Genomic DNA, 15544 nt, shown 5'->3' with positions numbered 1-15544 from the left:
TAAGTCGTAGATTTTCTAGGTGAGGGGTTTACCGCTAGCGCCGAAGTCGAACCCCTCACTTGCAATTTCTAACACTTAAGCAAGCTTAAGATTTTGAAATTGCTTTCTCTCCCACAGGGGGGAGAGATAACCCGCCGCACCACTATGCGACAAATTAGACGTCACCCATCCGGAAAAGCCCGCATCAACCCCTCCAGCCCACCCCGATCCAGCCCACCACGTTGCGGCCGCATCCCACCCGTCATGGCAAAAAACTCGACCGGCGTCAGCGCCCAGAAAACCGCCGGAGAAAGCCGCAGCAGGCTCAGCCCCGCATGGATCACCTGCCCCCAGGGAAAGGGCTTGGCATCCTGCGCGTGGTCTGCGCCCGCTGCGGCACTCAAGGGGAAGCCGTGGCTTGCCCCTGCTCGCCGGTTCCGGCAAAAGTCGCGGTCAGGAGGTCTCCCACGATCGTTGCGTAACCGGCAATTCCACCTTCGATGCTCATCGCGCCCACATCGTCATCGGAAAACACATTGCCTGCGCCGCGAAGCCCGGCACCGATGACGCGGATCATATCGGCGGCCTTCATTCGCCCGCTGGCAAAGCGGCTCGCCAAACCCGTCAGGTCATCGGCAGCAAAGGCGGTTTCCAGTTCGGCGAGTGCGCCCAGCGTTAGGCATAGAATGCGCCGCTCGCCATCCAGCACTGCCTCCACTTCGCCGCGCCTTCGGTTCGCCCGCCTGAAATTCGCGGCCCCCATCACAAAGCTCCGAAGCTGATGGCACCCGCCGATTCCAGCGCGATTTCGAACTGCACTTCGCCATCATGCCGCCCGGAATATTCCAGCGCGGTAATCTGGAACGGTCCCGCAACCGTGCCGAAATCCGGGATCACGATCTGCCAGCCGGGAATGGCACCGGCAAAGAACTGCCCGCGTACCAGCGCGTCGCTTTGCTGGTCCTTGAAAATGCCCGATGCCGTCAACCCCGCCCGCTGAATGCCCGCCCCAGCCAGCAATTCCCGCCAGCGCCCGGCGCTTTCGGCATCGGTTACGTCAACGCTCTCCGCATTGAACGCCAGCCGTTTCGTCCGCAGCCCGGCCACGGTCACGAACGCCCCGCCATTCTCGATCTTCAGCAGCAGGTCTTTCCCCTTCTGCGCCACCATGGTTTTTCCTTTCGAATGGTTGTGACGACACGCGACAGCGCGGCAACCCAGACTTAACGCGATGCGCGGTTACTTGTACTTCGCGCTATCCGGTGCCATATTTCGTTTGATGAGAGGATTGCTTCAAATGTCTGATAATGAAGCCGCAAAATTACTACCGTTACTGAATGCCCTCTTCGAGGGCCAACGCCGCACGCTTGGTATGGTCGAAGCGGCGATCGAAAAGTTTTCATCGGTCGAAACGGAAATCACCAAACTCAATCGCAAGATGAACGGCCTGCAAGAGTCGAACATGCGCCAGTTCGGGACTCTACAAGAGCTAGCCGTTCGCCAGCACGGTGAAACAACGGGGCGTCTTGATGCCGTTTCAGTTCGCATTGAAGATATGGAGCGGCAGCTTGACGAGCGTGCACGGGACGTCAAACGCACTCAAATTGATCTCACCGGTCAGTATAATGATATCCTGACGGCCCTCCAGAATGCTTCGCAAGCACTACGGATTTCAGAAGAGACAAGCATTCGACTGCATGATCTTGAAAATCGTATGTCACCTCCGTCCTGAGGCTTACTCCGTCACCGCCCGAAACCGTATTTCCGTCAAAAACTGCTTCGTCTTCGCCTGCCGCACAGACCGGCTGTTGCGATAAAACAAGCTCACCAGCGCAATGCCGCCGCCCAGCACCAGTGGCGCGTCGTCGAGCAGGGCCAGAATGCGCACGGCAATGTCCTGCGCCAGCTTTCGCCCGCCCGCCTCGCTCCACACTTCGATGGTCAGAAAATGCTCTTCGCCGCGCTCCGACGCGGTAGAATAATCGCGGCTGTCGATTTCGCCAAAGGCCACGCAGGGCAAAACCGGCCTCGGCAGCAGCCGGTCCACAATGCCGCCGCTACCCACCATGCCCACCAGTTCGGCATCGCGGACGAGCCGGGCATGAACCGCCTGCAACAGCGCATTGGCTGCCCTCATCGGCTTTCCTCCTCGCAACGGCAGACAATGAAACGACCCGTTTCATCGGGGTCGATGACCGATTTCACCGCAAACACCCGCGCGCCTTTGCGCAGCCGCATGCCCGCCACAACATCGCTGCGAAACCCGGCCCAGATGCGATGCGTGATCGCCACGCCATCGGCAGATGCCCGCTCGTAAGCCCCTTGCGAAACCGGCTCTATGGCCGCCCAGAGCGAACGCAGCGGACGCCAGCCCGCCGTCACACCGCCCTGTCCGTCGGAAAGGTCTTCCGGTGCCTCAAGCTCCAGCCGCGCCGTCAGCTGGCCGGGGTCGAGAAAGGTCAGGTTCATCGCTCACAGCCCCACACGGCGAAACGGTGCAACCAGCCGCTCGTAACCAACGGGCACACCCGCAGGCTGGTCGGCAGGCGAAACCGCGCCGCGAAACGCAAACATATGCGCAATATGGATCAGCATCGCCCGCTTCAGCGTATCGGGCACATCGGCGCCGCTCTCGCCAAAGCCTGCGGTAAAATCGATTTCGATGCCGTTCAGCGGTTGTCCCGACGCAGGCGGCTGGCGCAGCCACAGCCGCGCCGGTCGCGCCTGCCCGTCCAGCAGCTTGTCCGTGTCGGTTACGTCGGTCGGGTCGCCCGCATCATCGAAAACCAGAATCGTTTCGATGGCTTGCACCGGTCCCTTGGCAATCTGAATCACGCCGTTGGCAGGCCAGTCGTCGAGATACAGCCGAAAGCTCCGGCGCATAAGGCACAGGCCCGTCTGGCGCTCCAGATGCTCGCGCGCGGTGGTGATCAGCGCTGCCAGCAGCGCATCCTCATCCGCGCCATCCAGCCGCAAATGCGCCTTCACATCGGCAAGCGTCAACGCCTCCGCCAGCGGCGGGGTCAGTGTGGCATAGGTCATGGTGTCTCCGGGGAATTGGGTCGTTGCAGCAGCAACTCTTGTCTGTCAGCGCCCGTGGCTTACCCCCTCTGTCATGCCGGACATCTCCCCCTCAATGGGGGAGATCGACCCGTTGAGACCTCTCGCCCATCTCATGGGTTGCGGATAGAGTGGGGATCACACGTCTTGCCGATCTCCCTCCTTGTGGGGGAGATGTCCGGCAGGACAGAGGGGGGTGTGCCACAAGCGATGACGCTTCTGTTCGTCTTCCGTCATGCCGGAAAACTCCGGCATGACGACATCAAGATGAAGAACCGAGTTCTCAACTCGCCGCAAACTTCACCAGCTTCACCGCCTCAAAGTTCTGCACTCCGCCCCCAACACGCTTGGTCGTGTAAAACAGCACATAAGGCTTTGCCGAATACGGATCGCGCAGAATGCGAATACCCGTGCGGTCCACCACCAGATACCCGGCGCGGAAATCACCAAACGCAATGGCCGTGCTGCCCGCAGCCACATCCGGCATATCCTCGGCTTCGGCCACCGGAAAGCCCATCAACAGCGCCGCCTGACCCGCAGAAGCTGGTGGCTGCCACAGATAGTTGCCGGTGTTGTCCTTCGCCCGGCGCAAGGTGGACTGCGTCTTGCGGTTCATCAGGAAGTTGCCATTCTGGCGGTGCCCGGCTTTGAGCGCATAGACCGTGTCGATCAGCACATCCAGCGGCCCGGAAGAGGCAAACGCGCCAGCTGTCCCGGTCGCCACATAGCCGATTTTGCCCCACTCCCAGGCCGAGTTCGCCACCGTGTCATAGGCCAGCAGACCCTTCGGCTTGTTCACCCCATCGCCGGAAATAAACGCCGTGCCCTCCTGCTCGGCAAAGGCCACGTCGACTTCGGACGCAATCCACGCCTCGATATCGACTGCCGCATCATCCAGCAAACCTTGCGTAGCCGCTGGCATTGCGTAAAGCTCCATGGTGGGGAAGGTCAGCTCGGAAAGCTGCGGCGTGTTGGTCTGCGGTCGTGCCGCCGTCTCGGAAACCCAGCCGGTGGCCATGCCGCTCGGCGCAAACGGCTTTTTCAGCACAGAGCCGGAAACCTGCCGCACGGTGGAAAGTGCGCGCATGGGCGAAACCACCGCCATGCGCCTGCCGATATCGCTGTCTGTCTCGTTGGGCAGCAGATACCCGCCATCAGCGCCGCTACTCCCAGAAAACGCCTTGGCCTCCAGATCGCGCAGCGCGCCCTCGTCACCCCGGCGAATATAGGCCTCGAACGCCGCCTTGTGCTCCTCCGCCTCCGCGTTGGCCGCACCCCTGCGCCCCAGCGCAGGTCGCGCCTTCTTCAGCGAAAGCTCGTCCATCGCCTTTTTATTGTCGTCCAGCGCCTTGTCAATGCGATCAAGCTTTTCGCGGGTCAGAACATCGCTGCCCATCTTGCGCTCGATATCCCCCAACCGCTCGTCATTGGTCTCCCTGAAGGCCTCGAACGCCTCCATAAAATCATCGAAAGCCGCCGTCATCGTATCCGGCACGGCCTTGATCTGCGGTGCAACTGTCTGTTCCGTCATGTGGTTTTCCTCTGTTGATTGTTTTTAAGTTGGAAGACGACGCCCGCCTCCCCATCGTCACCCCGGACTTGATCCGGGGCCCAGCAGCATCGCGTCTGCGATGCAAAAGACTCTTCCTCGGCGCAAACCCACTCCTCTTCCCTCATCCCTGTGCTTGTCACAGGGATCCAGTCGACACGCGTCTGCGTGGCGAAAAGACTCCCTTCAGCCCAAGGACTTGGGCTGGCTGGATTCCTGTGACGAGCACAGGAATGAGGGCCAAACGGCGAACCTCAAAAGCCCCCTCACCGCCGAAACACCCCGCCCGCCAAACTCTTCGCCGCCAGGCGCATCGTTCGCACCAGCTCCGTCTCCCGGTCGCGAAAGAACCTCGCCTGCTTGACGTTGGAAACCCGCGCAGATGGCAGCATGGGAAAGGTCACGACCGAAATTTCCCAAAGGTCCGCCTCCAGAATACGCCGCACACCACCACGGGATGCCTTACCCGCCCGCACGGTCTGGAAACCGATGGAAAGTCCGTCCAATGCACCCGTCTTCATCAACGAATGCACCTCCTTCGCCCGCGCCACATCCGGCGCCAGCACCCCCTCCACGTAGAGCCCGCGCTCATCTTCACGAATGGTGCGCCATGCGCCGATGGGCTGGGCCGGGTCGTGCTGGTACAGCATGCGAATCCCGGAAGCGCCGCGTTCTTCCAGCGAGCGCCGAAACGCACCCTGCTCAATCACATCACGCCCCAGATCCACCTCGCCAAACACGCTGGCATAACCGGAAAACGACCCATCGAAAGGGATACCGCGCAGTTCCAGACTGGCAAATTTGCGCGTAGCAGGCCGCGGCCCGCGATAAACGTGCATGAAATTCTCCTGGGATTTTGAGGAAATGTGCGTTGACGGATCAGGTCAAGGTTTGGGCCGCGCCGCGTACCGCTCGGCCACGCGCACCATCGCGCCCAGCCCCCACCACGCACACAGGCTGGCGGCAGCCGAGCCGGTCAGCATCACCTCCTGGCTCGAAAGGCCACCGGAGATACCCAGCCGCTGGACGATCCACAGCCCCACCGGCCCGCCGAAAATCATGCCGCAGGCAAGCCCGGTCAAAAAACGGCTCGCCGCCTCACGGTGCGTCTGCGGCAACAGATAGATCAGCGAAACCCCGGCTCCCGCCACGGCCCCGGTAAAACGGGCAGCCCAGATGCTACCCTCGTTTGCAAATTCAGACATAAGTAACCATTCCGGGTTAGATTGAAGTTGCGGCCACGCCCTGTCTTTGACCGGACGATCGGCGTGTTTTGACAATGGACGTCCGTTTTGCCGATTCATTTGAGCGGCTTATCGCAAAGGCCTCATAAAACGATTCCACTTGCGGGTCGGGCTTCGCAAGCCGATTCCGCATCATCTCATAAGCAGTTGTTATCGAAAGATTTTCATGCTCAAGGTCATCGCTCAGGACTTTATCAAACTTGACGCGGTCGAGACTGTGCTCCCACTCTACCGAGAGCTTGTGGAGAAAACGAAGCAGGAAGAACTCTGCATCGCATATGATCTTTTCATCGATCAAAAAGACCCGGGCCACTTCGTTTTCATCGAAGAATGGCCGGATCGTGCAGCACTGGATGCCCATTGCGCCACAGAGCATTTTACACGGCTCGTGCCGCTGATAAATGCACACCAAAGGCAAGCGGCGACGTTCATTCTCATGGATATGCTGTCGTGAACAGCCACCCTCAGTACCCCACCGCCTCCCGCTTCTCCTCATCGCTCAAAAACCCAGCAGCCCCCACCCGCGCCCACAGCGCATCCCGCTCGCCAGCCAAGCCCGCAATCCGATCCAGATCTGGCTCCAGCCGCAAAGAACCCTCGAACAATGGTGCCAGCCAAGCCGATAAACTCGCCGCCGTCCGGTTGATCAGCGGCAGAACCGTCAGCCGATAGAACGCCCGGTTGGCCTCCTGGTAATTCGCATAGGTATTGTCACCGGGAATGCCCAGCAGCATGGGCGGCACGCCGAGTGCCAGCGCGATGTCCCGCGCCGCGCCATTCTTGGCCTCCATAAAGTCCATATCCCTGGGCGAAAGCCCCATGCTCTTCCAGTCCAGCCCGCCCTCCAGCAGCAGCGGACGCCCGGCATTCACGGCACCTGCATAGCCCTCCTCCAGCTCCCGCTTCAGCCGCTCATATTGGTCGGTGGAAAGATTACCGCCCTCCTTGGGCTGATAGACCAGCGCGCCGGAGGGGCGGGCGGAGTTGTCCAGCAACCGCTTGTTCCAGATGCTGGCGGCATTGTGCAGATCCAGCGCTGCACCAGCCGCCGCCAGCGGTGAAAACCCGCCGTGGTCGTCGAGCGGGTTGAATAATTTCAGATGTAGCAGCCCCAACCCATCGCGATCCGCCGCGATGCGCCGCGCCGCCCGGCCTTCGGCGCGGTAATCATAGGCCGCCACCCAGCCATCCGCGCCCTCGATGATGCCGACCCGGTCGGGCCGCAGCAGATGCAGCTCCCGCAACCGCTCGCCCACCATCAGCGGCTCGATATAGCCATTGCCGGACAGCAGCAGATGTCCGTACAGCGCCTCGAAGAAATCCGGCCCGCTCATCTGCCCGTTGGGACGCGCCAGCAGCCGCAATAGCGCATGCTCGCCAATCTCGTCGTCACCCTCATACAGCAACCAACTGACGGACGCCGCAGCCTCCGCCACCATCCGCGCCGCCCGATGCGCCACCGGGTTACGCATGAAGCCTTCGCGCGACAGCGCGCCATAACCCCGGCCAGACCAATGCGCCCGCCCCGCTTCGCCAGACAGCACCAGAAACCCGCCCGCCGCCTTTTCTTCGCGCACACCCTCACGCCCCACCGGGCGCCGCCACGGCAGATGACCAAAAAATCGCATGGATATTTCCTTTGAAAGACAACAAAAAAGCCACCCTGCAGGTGGCTAAGATGGAGGGCCAGAAAGCTGACTTACTTGATCGGCGCTTTCACCGCCCGGTCACTATCAAAATCCGCAGCCACCCGCGTATCCCTGAGCGGCTTCACCGTACTGGTGGAAAGCTCATAGGCTGGGTCTGCCTTGTAGGCCGCCAGCGCCGCCTCGTTCTCAAATTCGCCGTAGACGATGAAGTCGACCGAATTGCCCCACTGATCCTTCTTCACGTTCTCGCCGATTTCCAGCGTCGAAGCGTGGGAGATTGCGGTCAGGCCGGAGAGGCCCTTGCGCACCGCGTCGCGGTTGGCTTCCGGTACGGTGAAGAAAACGATGTGGCGGATCATGGTGGCACCTGTCATGCAAAATCTCGGGGTGGAAATCGCTATCATCCCACCGCTGGCTGTTCAATCAGGCTTGCCGTCAAGGCCGCGTAAAACGTCCGGCCATAACCGGCGATCAGTGCCGCCCGGTCATTACCGTTGACGATGGCTCTCGCACCCTCCCAGTCGGCACGCTGGGCATCGAAATACTGCGAAAGCCGCCTACCGGTAAAACTGCCGCGCAGCATGCCCTCCACCAGAATGGCGGCTGATACCTGCGGCTCCATCGCCCGCTCGGGGCGCTCCACCAGATCGATGCCCGTCACCGCTGACATCGCCTCGTAATTGCGCCGGTGCGTCAGTTGCACCAGCCCGCGCCCCAGCCAGCTTTTGCCGTCTGCATCGCGCCGCCAATAGGGCGTGCGCACCTGCCCCAACCTTCCTGCCGCATAGGCCCGGTCCAGAATACGGATCGCCGCCTCATCGCTCGCGGCCAGCGTTTCGCGCACCGGCTGCATGGTCGCCGCCGTTTCATGAAACGCGGTCGCCAGCATATAGGCCAGGTGGCGAAGGTCTCCATCCGGCGCTCTTGTCTCGAATTCCTCGAGCACCAATTCCGTGCCGGTAACCTGTGTGGCACTCAATCGGCCCGGAAAGGGAGCACCCCGAATCATCGTGAAAAAACGTTGTCTGTCCAACAGCATTATCACCTCTCAGAATCATGGTGGCCTAAACCCCAGATTTTAATATGCAACTTTCCGTACCTAAATCGATTTAGAAAAATCCTAATCGATTTTATTTCATGCGAACCGTTTTAAGGGTAAAATTTACCTTGAATTGCGGAACCTCTGGCCCCCTACTCTGTTTCACACCGCGCAATGAACAGCGCCAACCCGAAGGAGGAATGCCATGACCGCGACGATCCCTCAGACGACCTACGACCGTCTCGAAAACGAATGGCGTCAGATGCGCGAAGTCAGCGCACAGACAAAACCTTCGCAGGCCCCGAAGAAGTAATTGGGAGGGGCACATGCTGCCCCCTGCTGGAATTCGAAACCGCCCGTGATGCGCCTTATTGGCCTTCGCGGGCGTTTTGCGTTTGTGCTGAAGCGCTAACCCAAAACTCCGTCACCCCGCACGTGCTGCGAGGTCCAGCCGCCGCGTGTCTACGCGGCGAAAAGACTCTTCCCCGATCAAGGACTTGATCGCACTGGATACCGGGTCAAGCCCGGCATGACGGAAGACGATGTCATCTTCCCATCACATCCCCCGCACCCGCGGCTCTGCCATCGTGTCCATCGCCAGCGCCGTCAGCGCCCAGACCAGCGCATCCAGCCTGTCTGGCGACTTGCCCGAAGACAGCCCATCCGGCCCGAAATCGGCCATCTGGTCTTCCAGCTTCTCAAACCTGTCCGCATGCCGCACCCGACCCTGCTCATAAAGTGCCGCCACCGGTTCGGCGCGGGTGAACTTGCCCCGGCTGGCCCGCACCATGGTAATCGGCAGGTTGGCGTCGATGCTTTTCAGCATGGCGCTCACCATCTCGCCGCCCTGGTTGACTTCCGCCACCACCCGGTCGGCCTCGAAACGGCGGAAGGCGGCAACAACTGCCCGCGCCCAGCCCGCCGGTGTCGCGCCCTCGGCGGAACAATCCGCCAGAACCCAGAACCGCCCGTCGATGCCGATGCCCGCCACCACGATACCGCAGCACGAGCCCTCGCCGCTTCCCGCTGGCGGGTCCACCGCGACCACGATCCGCGCCAAAGCATCCGGCCTTGCATCGAAAATCGCTTCCAGATCGGCGCGCTTCCACAGCGCATCATCGCGCTGTGCAATCAACTCGCCATCCAGTTCCTGCCGCCCCAGCCGCGTGCCGCCATAGCGTTTCAGCATGGCGTCGATGAAGCCGGGCGAAAGATTATCGGCATTGTCGTGGGTGCGCATTCGCACCACACGGCTTGCCGGGTCGGCCATCAGCGTCTTCAACAGCGGAATCGGCCTTGGCGTGGTGGTAATCAGCTGACGCGGATTGTCACCGAGGCGAAGGCCAAATTGCAGCATGTCCCAGGTTTCCTGGGCATAGCGCCATTTCGCCAGCTCATCAGACCAGGCAAAATGAAACTGCGGTCCGCGCAGGCTTTCCGGGTCTTCGGAAGAGAAGATTTGCGCCATCGCCCCGTTCGGCCAGACCAGCCTGCGGCGCGATGCCTCGAAATCCGGTCGCCTGAACCGCGCCACCCGGCAGATGCCGGAGACGCCGTCGATCATCACCTCACGCGCATCGCCCAGCGTTTCCGCCACCAGCGCTATGCGCAGATCGGAGCGATCGCCCATGGAGGCAACCAGATGCACCCATTCGGCCCCGGCCCGCGTCTTGCCGGAACCACGCCCGCCGATCAGCAGCCAGTTGCGCCAGTCGCCATCCGGCTGTTGCTGCGGGTGGTTGCCCACGAAGCGCCAGTCGCGGTTGAAACGGGCAATGTGCTGCCGTTGATATTTCTCTGCCAGCGGCGCTGCCATGCCTTGCGCAATCTCCTGCCTGCGAATGTCAGGAACGGTGGAGCCGATGACAGGCACCGCCGCCCGGCCCGCCTCATTTTCAGGCTTGAACCGTGTCTTCGTCCGGCGAAACACCGGCAGCGACAAGCCTTGCCCGCATCTTTTGCCGGACGAGTTCGTCGATGCGCCTTTGGAAGAATGCGACGGCCTCTTCATAATCTTGCGCTCCCGCCGCGTCTTCAGCCGCCGCCTCGCGATCCCGGGCCAGTTGCCGTTGCAGCGTGTCTATCTTTTCCAGCGTCCGCACGATCAGCGAAACGGCATCGTTTGCCGCCTTCACATCCGCCCGCGCCACCTTCCCCGCCGCCTCATCCGCCACGCCCTCCAGCGCAGCGCCCGCTCCTTCGCGCAACTGACGAAAGAACCGGAACTGCTCGCGCATTTCAGCGGTCATCTCATTCAGCAGGCCCCACAACCCATCCGGCTCGTGAATGGTTGCGGTGTCAGGCGGCAGAGATTTGGTTTCGAGTGTTATGGTCGGCGCGTAGACAAGGCTTTGCGGCCACTCGCGGTAAAGCGAGAGGTCGTCGTTGATTGTGGATGTCATGGTTTGCCTGCGGTAAAAACATCAAAAGCTGGCGCAAGCTCGCCCCCCTCTGCCTTGCCAGGCATCTCCCCCACAGGTGGGGAGATCGACTCGTGGCTAGCTCTCGCCCATCTTGAAGACTTCGGATAGAGCGGAGTGCGTGCGTCTTGCCAATCTCCCTCCTTGTGGGGGAGATGTCCGGCAGGACAGAGGGGGGTAAGCCCCACCCGCAACGCCGACGATGGAATAGAGAAAGCGTCCACTCCTGCGGCAACACCCCCACCACCCACACTTTTCCGACTATACCCAAACACTACCAAACGACCGTAACGCCGTCAAGGATTATTTTCCTATCACATCCAAAATTTATTCTTCCAACCCCTCCCCCGGCATATTACACTCAGGCGGTGGATACGGGGAAGGAAGCAAAATCTTGAGATGGATCAGTCGTTTGGTCATGCCGTTGTCGAGCACGGGCATCGTCGTCGGCACGGTGTTGCTCTGCGTCTCGCTCACGCCGTCGTTGCTTCCCCGCACCTTCGTTATGCAGGGCGTGTTGTGCGGGTTTTCCTTTGCCATAGGTTATCTCATCGGCGTTTTCCTGAAGGATATCGCCATCTATCTCGGCCTCCCGCAGCCCTCCCGGCATGATAAGCGCGGCATTCTCTTTGTCGTGTCGCTGGCGGCCATCGTCGCGGCGGTCGGGTTTCTGTGGCAGGCGGCAACGTGGCAAAACTCCATCCGCGTCTTGATGGAACTCGACCCGCTGGACAGCGCCCACCGCATCAAAACCGGTGCCATCGCCGTTGGCGTCTCTGCCCTGCTCATCGGTTTCGGGCGTCTGTTTCAGATCGTGCGGCGGCTGTTCGCCCTGCGCAGCCGCCGGTTTTTGCCGCGCCCGCTGGCCAATGTCGTCGGCATTGCCGCCGCCGCCGTCATCGCTGTGCTCCTGCTCAACGGGCTGGTGGTCGATGTCGGCCTGCGGTTCATGGACTCATCGCTGAAACAGGTGGATAGCCTCATCGAACCGGATGTGCCGCGCCCCTCCGACCCCATGAAAACCGGCAGCGAAGCCTCGCTCATGTCATGGGAATCGCTGGGACGCCGCGGCCGCGAATTCGTGGCCACCGGGCCGCACAGCGCCGAAATTTCCGCCTTCACCAACCGCCCCGCCATAGAACCCATCCGCGTTTACGCCGGTCTGAATGCCGGCGCAACACCGGCGGACCGCGCCAAACTGGCGCTCGAAGAACTCAAACGCACCGGCGGTTTCGAGCGCGATACCCTTGTCGTCGTCGCCCCAACCGGCACCGGCTGGATCGATCCGGAAGCTATTGATACGCTTGAATATTTGCACAATGGCGATGTCGCCACCGTCGCCGTGCAATATTCCTACCTCTCCAGCTGGATCGCGCTTTTGACCGAACCGGATTACGGCGTGGAAACCGCCCGTGCCCTGTTCGAAGCCATCTACGGCTACTGGACGACGCTGCCCAAGGACACCCGCCCCAAGCTCTACCTCCACGGCCTCAGCCTCGGCGCGCTGAACAGCCAGAAATCGTCCGATCTCTACGATGTGCTGGCAGACCCCTTCCAGGGCGCACTGTGGAGCGGCCCACCTTTCTCCAGCCCCACATGGCGCATGGCCACATCAGGCCGCGCCTCCGGCTCACCCTATTGGCTGCCCAAATTCCGCGATTCCTCGGTCATCCGCTTTGCGGACCAGTACACCAACGCCCACATGCCGGATAAGCCCTGGGGGCCGATGCGCATCGTCTATCTGCAATATGCCAGCGACCCCATCACCTTTTTTGAGGCCGCCGCCCTCTACCGCCGCCCGGAATGGATGAAACAACCCCGCGGCCGCGACGTGTCCACCTCCTTCCGCTGGTTCCCAGTCGTCACCGAACTACAACTGCTCCTGGACGTCGCCGCCGCCACCACCGCCCCCATGGGCTACGGCCACGTCTACGCCCCCGAACACTATATCGACGCCTGGCTGGAAGTGACCCAACCACAGGGCTGGACACCCGCCGAAATCCAGCGGCTGAAGATGTTTTTCAAGGCGAAACGGGGCAGCACGGACCCGGTGTGAGCCCTCTCCTCCGTCACCCCGGCCTTGAGCCGGGGTCCAGCCACCACGCGTCTGCGCGGTGAGAAAATGCCTTTGACGAAAAGTACATTCTCGGCTATCTTTGTATTACAAATCGAGGAAAAATCGATGTCGGATCAAAGAAATCTATCGCAACCCATCACGATGCGCCTACCCCAGGATATCTTGGCGGAAATCGAACAGATTGCAGCAGCCTGCGACAAAACACGCAGCTGGGTTTTCGTCCGCGCCTTGAAAACATATCTCGCTGCAGAAGGCCGGGAAATCATAGAGATCGCCCAAGCCCGACAGCAAATCGAGAACGGCGAAAGCTTCGATCTGGATGACGTCATTGCCGAAGTCGATGATATCGTAAAGGGCGCTGCGGCGTGAAGCTTGTTGTCTCTCCGCTGGCGCGGGAATACATCAAGTCGGAAGCGGCCTATCTGCGAAAACGCAGCCCGCAGGCGGCCACTCACTTCCGTGACGACCTTGCGAGACTAAGGCAAAACCTCCTGCAATTTCCGCGCCTTGGTCACGAAACCGAAGAGCTTCCCCTACCCGGTGTGCGCCGCGTCGTCATGGGTAACTATCTTGTGGATTATGAGATTCGCCCAGACGAAATCACCATTTTGAAGGTTCGACACGGGCAGCAGAAACCACCATCTATCGATATCGACGATGACTTCGACTACGAAGAGTAGCCCACCTACCGCGAAATCCGCGTCGATAAAATCACCGAAGACAACGTCCGCTCCACCCCATCCAGCGCCCCGATGCCATCGATCAATCGGTCGAGATCGGCAATCGAAGGCGCGGTGAGAATAGCAATCAGGTCGAAGCTGCCGCTGACCGAATGCAGCGTCGTGACTTCTTTGATCGCGGCAAGTGCAGCGGTCACACCCGCGAGTGCCTTGGGCGCAATCGTAATCAGCACATGCGCCCGCACCAGCCCGGACAAATAAGCGTCGGACAGCTTGATGCCGTAACCAGATATCACCCCATCCGCCTCCAGCCGCTCGATACGCGCCTGCACCGTGGTGCGGGAAAGGCCAAGCTTCCGCGCCAGTTCCGCCACCGGCATGCGCGCATTGTCTGCCAGCAGCGACAGCAGCGCCCGATCTTTTTCGCTTAGCATTGTGCACAATCCTCCCGGCGATCTGCACAATTCTAATCGCTCTTTCGCACATTGTGAAGCTACGAATCGTCTGCGAAAAGCGGCATTCTGTTACCTCAACAAAAATCTGAAGGGGAAAGAATGAAACACATCGTCATCATCGGCGCGGGCAATATCGGTTCAGCCATCGCATGGATGCTCGCCGTCACAGGCGATTACCGCGTCACCGTCGCGGACCGTTCCGCAGACCAGCTCGCCAACGTTCCCAGCCATGAACGCGTCGACACCGAGATCGTCGACATCACAGATCGTCTTGGCCTGCAAGCGCTGTTGAAGGACAAATTCGCGGTCCTCTCCGCCGCCCCGTTCCACCTCACCGCTGGCATTGCCGAAGCCGCCGTCGCCGTCGGCACGCACTATCTCGACCTTACCGAAGACGTCGAATCCACCCGCAAGGTCAAGAAACTGGCCGAAACGTCCGAAAGCGCCCTCATCCCGCAATGCGGCCTTGCGCCCGGCTTCATCTCCATCGTCGCTGCCGATCTTGCCTCCCGTTTCGACAAGTTGGACAGCGTGCGCATGCGCGTCGGCGCGCTTCCGCAATATCCGTCCAACGCCTTGAATTATAACCTCACCTGGAGCACGGACGGCCTCATCAACGAGTATATCGAGCCCTGCGAAGCCATCGTCGAGGGCCGCCTGACAGCCGTTCCCGCGCTGGAAGAACGCGAGGAATTCTCGCTCGATGGCATGACATACGAGGCCTTCAACACCTCAGGCGGCCTCGGCACGCTGGCCTCCACGCTGGAGGGCAAGGTGCGCACCATGAATTACCGCACCATCCGCTACCCCGGCCACGTTTCCATCATGAAGGCGCTGCTCAACGACCTCAACCTGCGCAACCGGCGCGATGTGCTGAAAGACCTGTTCGAAAACGCCCTCCCCGCCACCATGCAGGATGTCGTCATCGTCTTCGTCACTGTCTGCGGCACCAAGAACGGCCGCTTCATGCAGGAAACCTACGCCCACAAAGTCTACGCCGGCCCCGTCTCCGGCCGCATGATGAGCGCCATCCAGATCACCACCGCAGCAGGGATCACGACAGTTCTGGATTTGCTCAGCCAGGGGAAGCTACCGCAAAAAGGCTTTGTGAAACAGGAGGATATCGGCTTGGCGGATTTCCTGGCCAATCGGTTCGGGCAGTATTATGCGCCGCGTGAGGGTTTAGCGAAGGTGGGGTAACTCAACTGGCGGAAGCGGGTGGGGCTTACCCCCCTCTGCCGTGCCAGGCATCTCCCCCCACAGGTGGGGAGATCGAATCGCGGAGAGGTCTCGCCCACCTCAAACGCTGCGGATAGAGCGGGGTTCGTACGCCCAGCCAATCTCCCTCCTTGTGGGGGAGATGTCCGGCAGGACAGAGGGGGGTAAGCCCCA

At 60.9% G+C, this 15544-nt stretch carries 21 protein-coding genes; 6 read left to right on the top strand and 15 right to left on the bottom strand.

All coding sequences use genetic code 11. The features are described 5' to 3' along the window. Nucleotides 1-161: 161 nt before the first annotated feature. The 3 genes from HRR99_RS04175 to HRR99_RS04165 are packed head-to-tail and all read right to left on the bottom strand — an operon-like array spanning nucleotide 162 to nucleotide 1149. Nucleotides 162-383, bottom strand: coding sequence for a rcc01693 family protein (locus tag HRR99_RS04175; protein WP_233122889.1), 222 nt, complete (start codon nucleotides 381-383; stop codon nucleotides 162-164). Then, nucleotides 380-742 carry a gene transfer agent family protein gene (locus HRR99_RS04170; protein ID WP_233122888.1) on the bottom strand — a complete coding sequence of 121 codons (363 nt, stop codon included), beginning with the start codon at nucleotides 740-742 and terminating at the stop codon, nucleotides 380-382. The genes HRR99_RS04175 and HRR99_RS04170 overlap by 4 nt, the downstream gene beginning before the upstream one ends. Beyond that, nucleotides 742-1149, bottom strand: a complete 408-nt coding sequence (locus HRR99_RS04165; protein WP_112500962.1) for a phage major tail protein, TP901-1 family — start codon at nucleotides 1147-1149, stop codon at nucleotides 742-744. Before HRR99_RS04165 ends, HRR99_RS04170 begins: the two co-directional genes overlap by 1 nt. A 127-nt stretch (nucleotides 1150-1276) precedes the next feature. On the opposite strand from HRR99_RS04165, the gene HRR99_RS04160 reads away from it, so the two are divergent. Beyond that, on the top strand, nucleotides 1277-1711 hold the full coding sequence (locus HRR99_RS04160) for a hypothetical protein (RefSeq protein ID WP_233122887.1): 435 nt from the start codon (nucleotides 1277-1279) through the stop codon (nucleotides 1709-1711). A gap of 3 nt (nucleotides 1712-1714) precedes the next feature. Here HRR99_RS04160 and HRR99_RS04155 read toward each other — a convergent pair whose 3' ends face one another. From HRR99_RS04155 to HRR99_RS04130, 6 genes are all read right to left on the bottom strand, one after another. Beyond that, nucleotides 1715-2116: a DUF3168 domain-containing protein gene (locus tag HRR99_RS04155; RefSeq protein ID WP_233122886.1), complete on the bottom strand. Its 402-nt coding sequence runs from the start codon at nucleotides 2114-2116 to the stop codon at nucleotides 1715-1717. Continuing rightward, nucleotides 2113-2448 carry a phage head closure protein gene (locus HRR99_RS04150; protein ID WP_233122885.1) on the bottom strand — a complete coding sequence of 112 codons (336 nt, stop codon included), beginning with the start codon at nucleotides 2446-2448 and terminating at the stop codon, nucleotides 2113-2115. The genes HRR99_RS04155 and HRR99_RS04150 overlap by 4 nt, the downstream gene beginning before the upstream one ends. Nucleotides 2449-2451: 3 nt before the next feature. Beyond that, nucleotides 2452-3021, bottom strand: a complete 570-nt coding sequence (locus HRR99_RS04145) for a head-tail connector protein (RefSeq protein ID WP_233122884.1) — start codon at nucleotides 3019-3021, stop codon at nucleotides 2452-2454. Between the two features lie 301 nt (nucleotides 3022-3322). Beyond that, nucleotides 3323-4570, bottom strand: coding sequence for a phage major capsid protein (locus tag HRR99_RS04140; RefSeq protein WP_233122883.1), 1248 nt, complete (start codon nucleotides 4568-4570; stop codon nucleotides 3323-3325). A gap of 284 nt (nucleotides 4571-4854) precedes the next feature. Next, complete coding sequence (locus tag HRR99_RS04135; RefSeq protein WP_233122882.1) at nucleotides 4855-5427, bottom strand: HK97 family phage prohead protease; 573 nt, start codon at nucleotides 5425-5427, stop codon at nucleotides 4855-4857. Between the two features lie 45 nt (nucleotides 5428-5472). Continuing rightward, nucleotides 5473-5793 (bottom strand): DUF6107 family protein, encoded by a 321-nt coding sequence (locus tag HRR99_RS04130; protein WP_233122881.1) that lies wholly within the window; start codon nucleotides 5791-5793, stop codon nucleotides 5473-5475. 205 nt (nucleotides 5794-5998) lie between these two features. Here HRR99_RS04130 and HRR99_RS04125 point away from each other — a divergent pair, with 205 nt between their 5' ends. Beyond that, complete coding sequence (locus HRR99_RS04125) at nucleotides 5999-6286, top strand: putative quinol monooxygenase (protein WP_233122880.1); 288 nt, start codon at nucleotides 5999-6001, stop codon at nucleotides 6284-6286. Nucleotides 6287-6296: 10 nt separating this feature from the next. Here HRR99_RS04125 and HRR99_RS04120 read toward each other — a convergent pair whose 3' ends face one another. From HRR99_RS04120 to HRR99_RS04100, 5 genes are all read right to left on the bottom strand, one after another. Then, nucleotides 6297-7460: a phage portal protein gene (locus HRR99_RS04120; protein ID WP_233122879.1), complete on the bottom strand. Its 1164-nt coding sequence runs from the start codon at nucleotides 7458-7460 to the stop codon at nucleotides 6297-6299. Nucleotides 7461-7531: 71 nt separating this feature from the next. Continuing rightward, nucleotides 7532-7840 carry a Dabb family protein gene (locus HRR99_RS04115; RefSeq protein WP_233123411.1) on the bottom strand — a complete coding sequence of 103 codons (309 nt, stop codon included), beginning with the start codon at nucleotides 7838-7840 and terminating at the stop codon, nucleotides 7532-7534. A 41-nt stretch (nucleotides 7841-7881) separates the two neighbouring features. Continuing rightward, nucleotides 7882-8520: a hypothetical protein gene (locus HRR99_RS04110; protein WP_233122878.1), complete on the bottom strand. Its 639-nt coding sequence runs from the start codon at nucleotides 8518-8520 to the stop codon at nucleotides 7882-7884. 556 nt (nucleotides 8521-9076) lie between these two features. After that, a complete protein-coding gene (locus tag HRR99_RS04105; protein WP_233123410.1) occupies nucleotides 9077-10336 on the bottom strand; it encodes a DNA-packaging protein in 1260 nt (419 codons plus the stop codon). A 79-nt stretch (nucleotides 10337-10415) separates the two neighbouring features. Further along, nucleotides 10416-10922 carry a hypothetical protein gene (locus HRR99_RS04100; protein WP_233122877.1) on the bottom strand — a complete coding sequence of 169 codons (507 nt, stop codon included), beginning with the start codon at nucleotides 10920-10922 and terminating at the stop codon, nucleotides 10416-10418. A 436-nt stretch (nucleotides 10923-11358) separates the two neighbouring features. Here HRR99_RS04100 and HRR99_RS04095 point away from each other — a divergent pair, with 436 nt between their 5' ends. From HRR99_RS04095 to HRR99_RS04085, 3 genes are all read left to right on the top strand, one after another. Beyond that, nucleotides 11359-12996: an alpha/beta hydrolase gene (locus HRR99_RS04095; RefSeq protein ID WP_422387303.1), complete on the top strand. Its 1638-nt coding sequence runs from the start codon at nucleotides 11359-11361 to the stop codon at nucleotides 12994-12996. A 162-nt stretch (nucleotides 12997-13158) separates the two neighbouring features. After that, a complete protein-coding gene (locus HRR99_RS04090; RefSeq protein ID WP_112501791.1) occupies nucleotides 13159-13386 on the top strand; it encodes a CopG family ribbon-helix-helix protein in 228 nt (75 codons plus the stop codon). Next, complete coding sequence (locus tag HRR99_RS04085) at nucleotides 13383-13697, top strand: type II toxin-antitoxin system RelE/ParE family toxin (protein ID WP_233122875.1); 315 nt, start codon at nucleotides 13383-13385, stop codon at nucleotides 13695-13697. The genes HRR99_RS04090 and HRR99_RS04085 overlap by 4 nt, the downstream gene beginning before the upstream one ends. Nucleotides 13698-13702: 5 nt before the next feature. On the opposite strand, the gene HRR99_RS04080 is transcribed toward HRR99_RS04085, so the two are convergent. Then, a complete protein-coding gene (locus tag HRR99_RS04080; RefSeq protein ID WP_173996386.1) occupies nucleotides 13703-14131 on the bottom strand; it encodes an Lrp/AsnC family transcriptional regulator in 429 nt (142 codons plus the stop codon). Nucleotides 14132-14251: 120 nt separating this feature from the next. Between HRR99_RS04080 and HRR99_RS04075 the strand changes: the two genes are divergently transcribed. Beyond that, nucleotides 14252-15352, top strand: coding sequence for a saccharopine dehydrogenase family protein (locus HRR99_RS04075; protein ID WP_233122874.1), 1101 nt, complete (start codon nucleotides 14252-14254; stop codon nucleotides 15350-15352). The last annotated feature ends 192 nt before the right edge of the window (nucleotides 15353-15544 follow it).

The organism is Agrobacterium vaccinii (assembly GCF_021310995.1).
Classification (GTDB): domain Bacteria; phylum Pseudomonadota; class Alphaproteobacteria; order Rhizobiales; family Rhizobiaceae; genus Agrobacterium; species Agrobacterium vaccinii.
The sequence above is the reverse complement of the archived record's forward strand: the minus strand, read 5'-3'. Positions and strand labels throughout refer to the sequence as shown.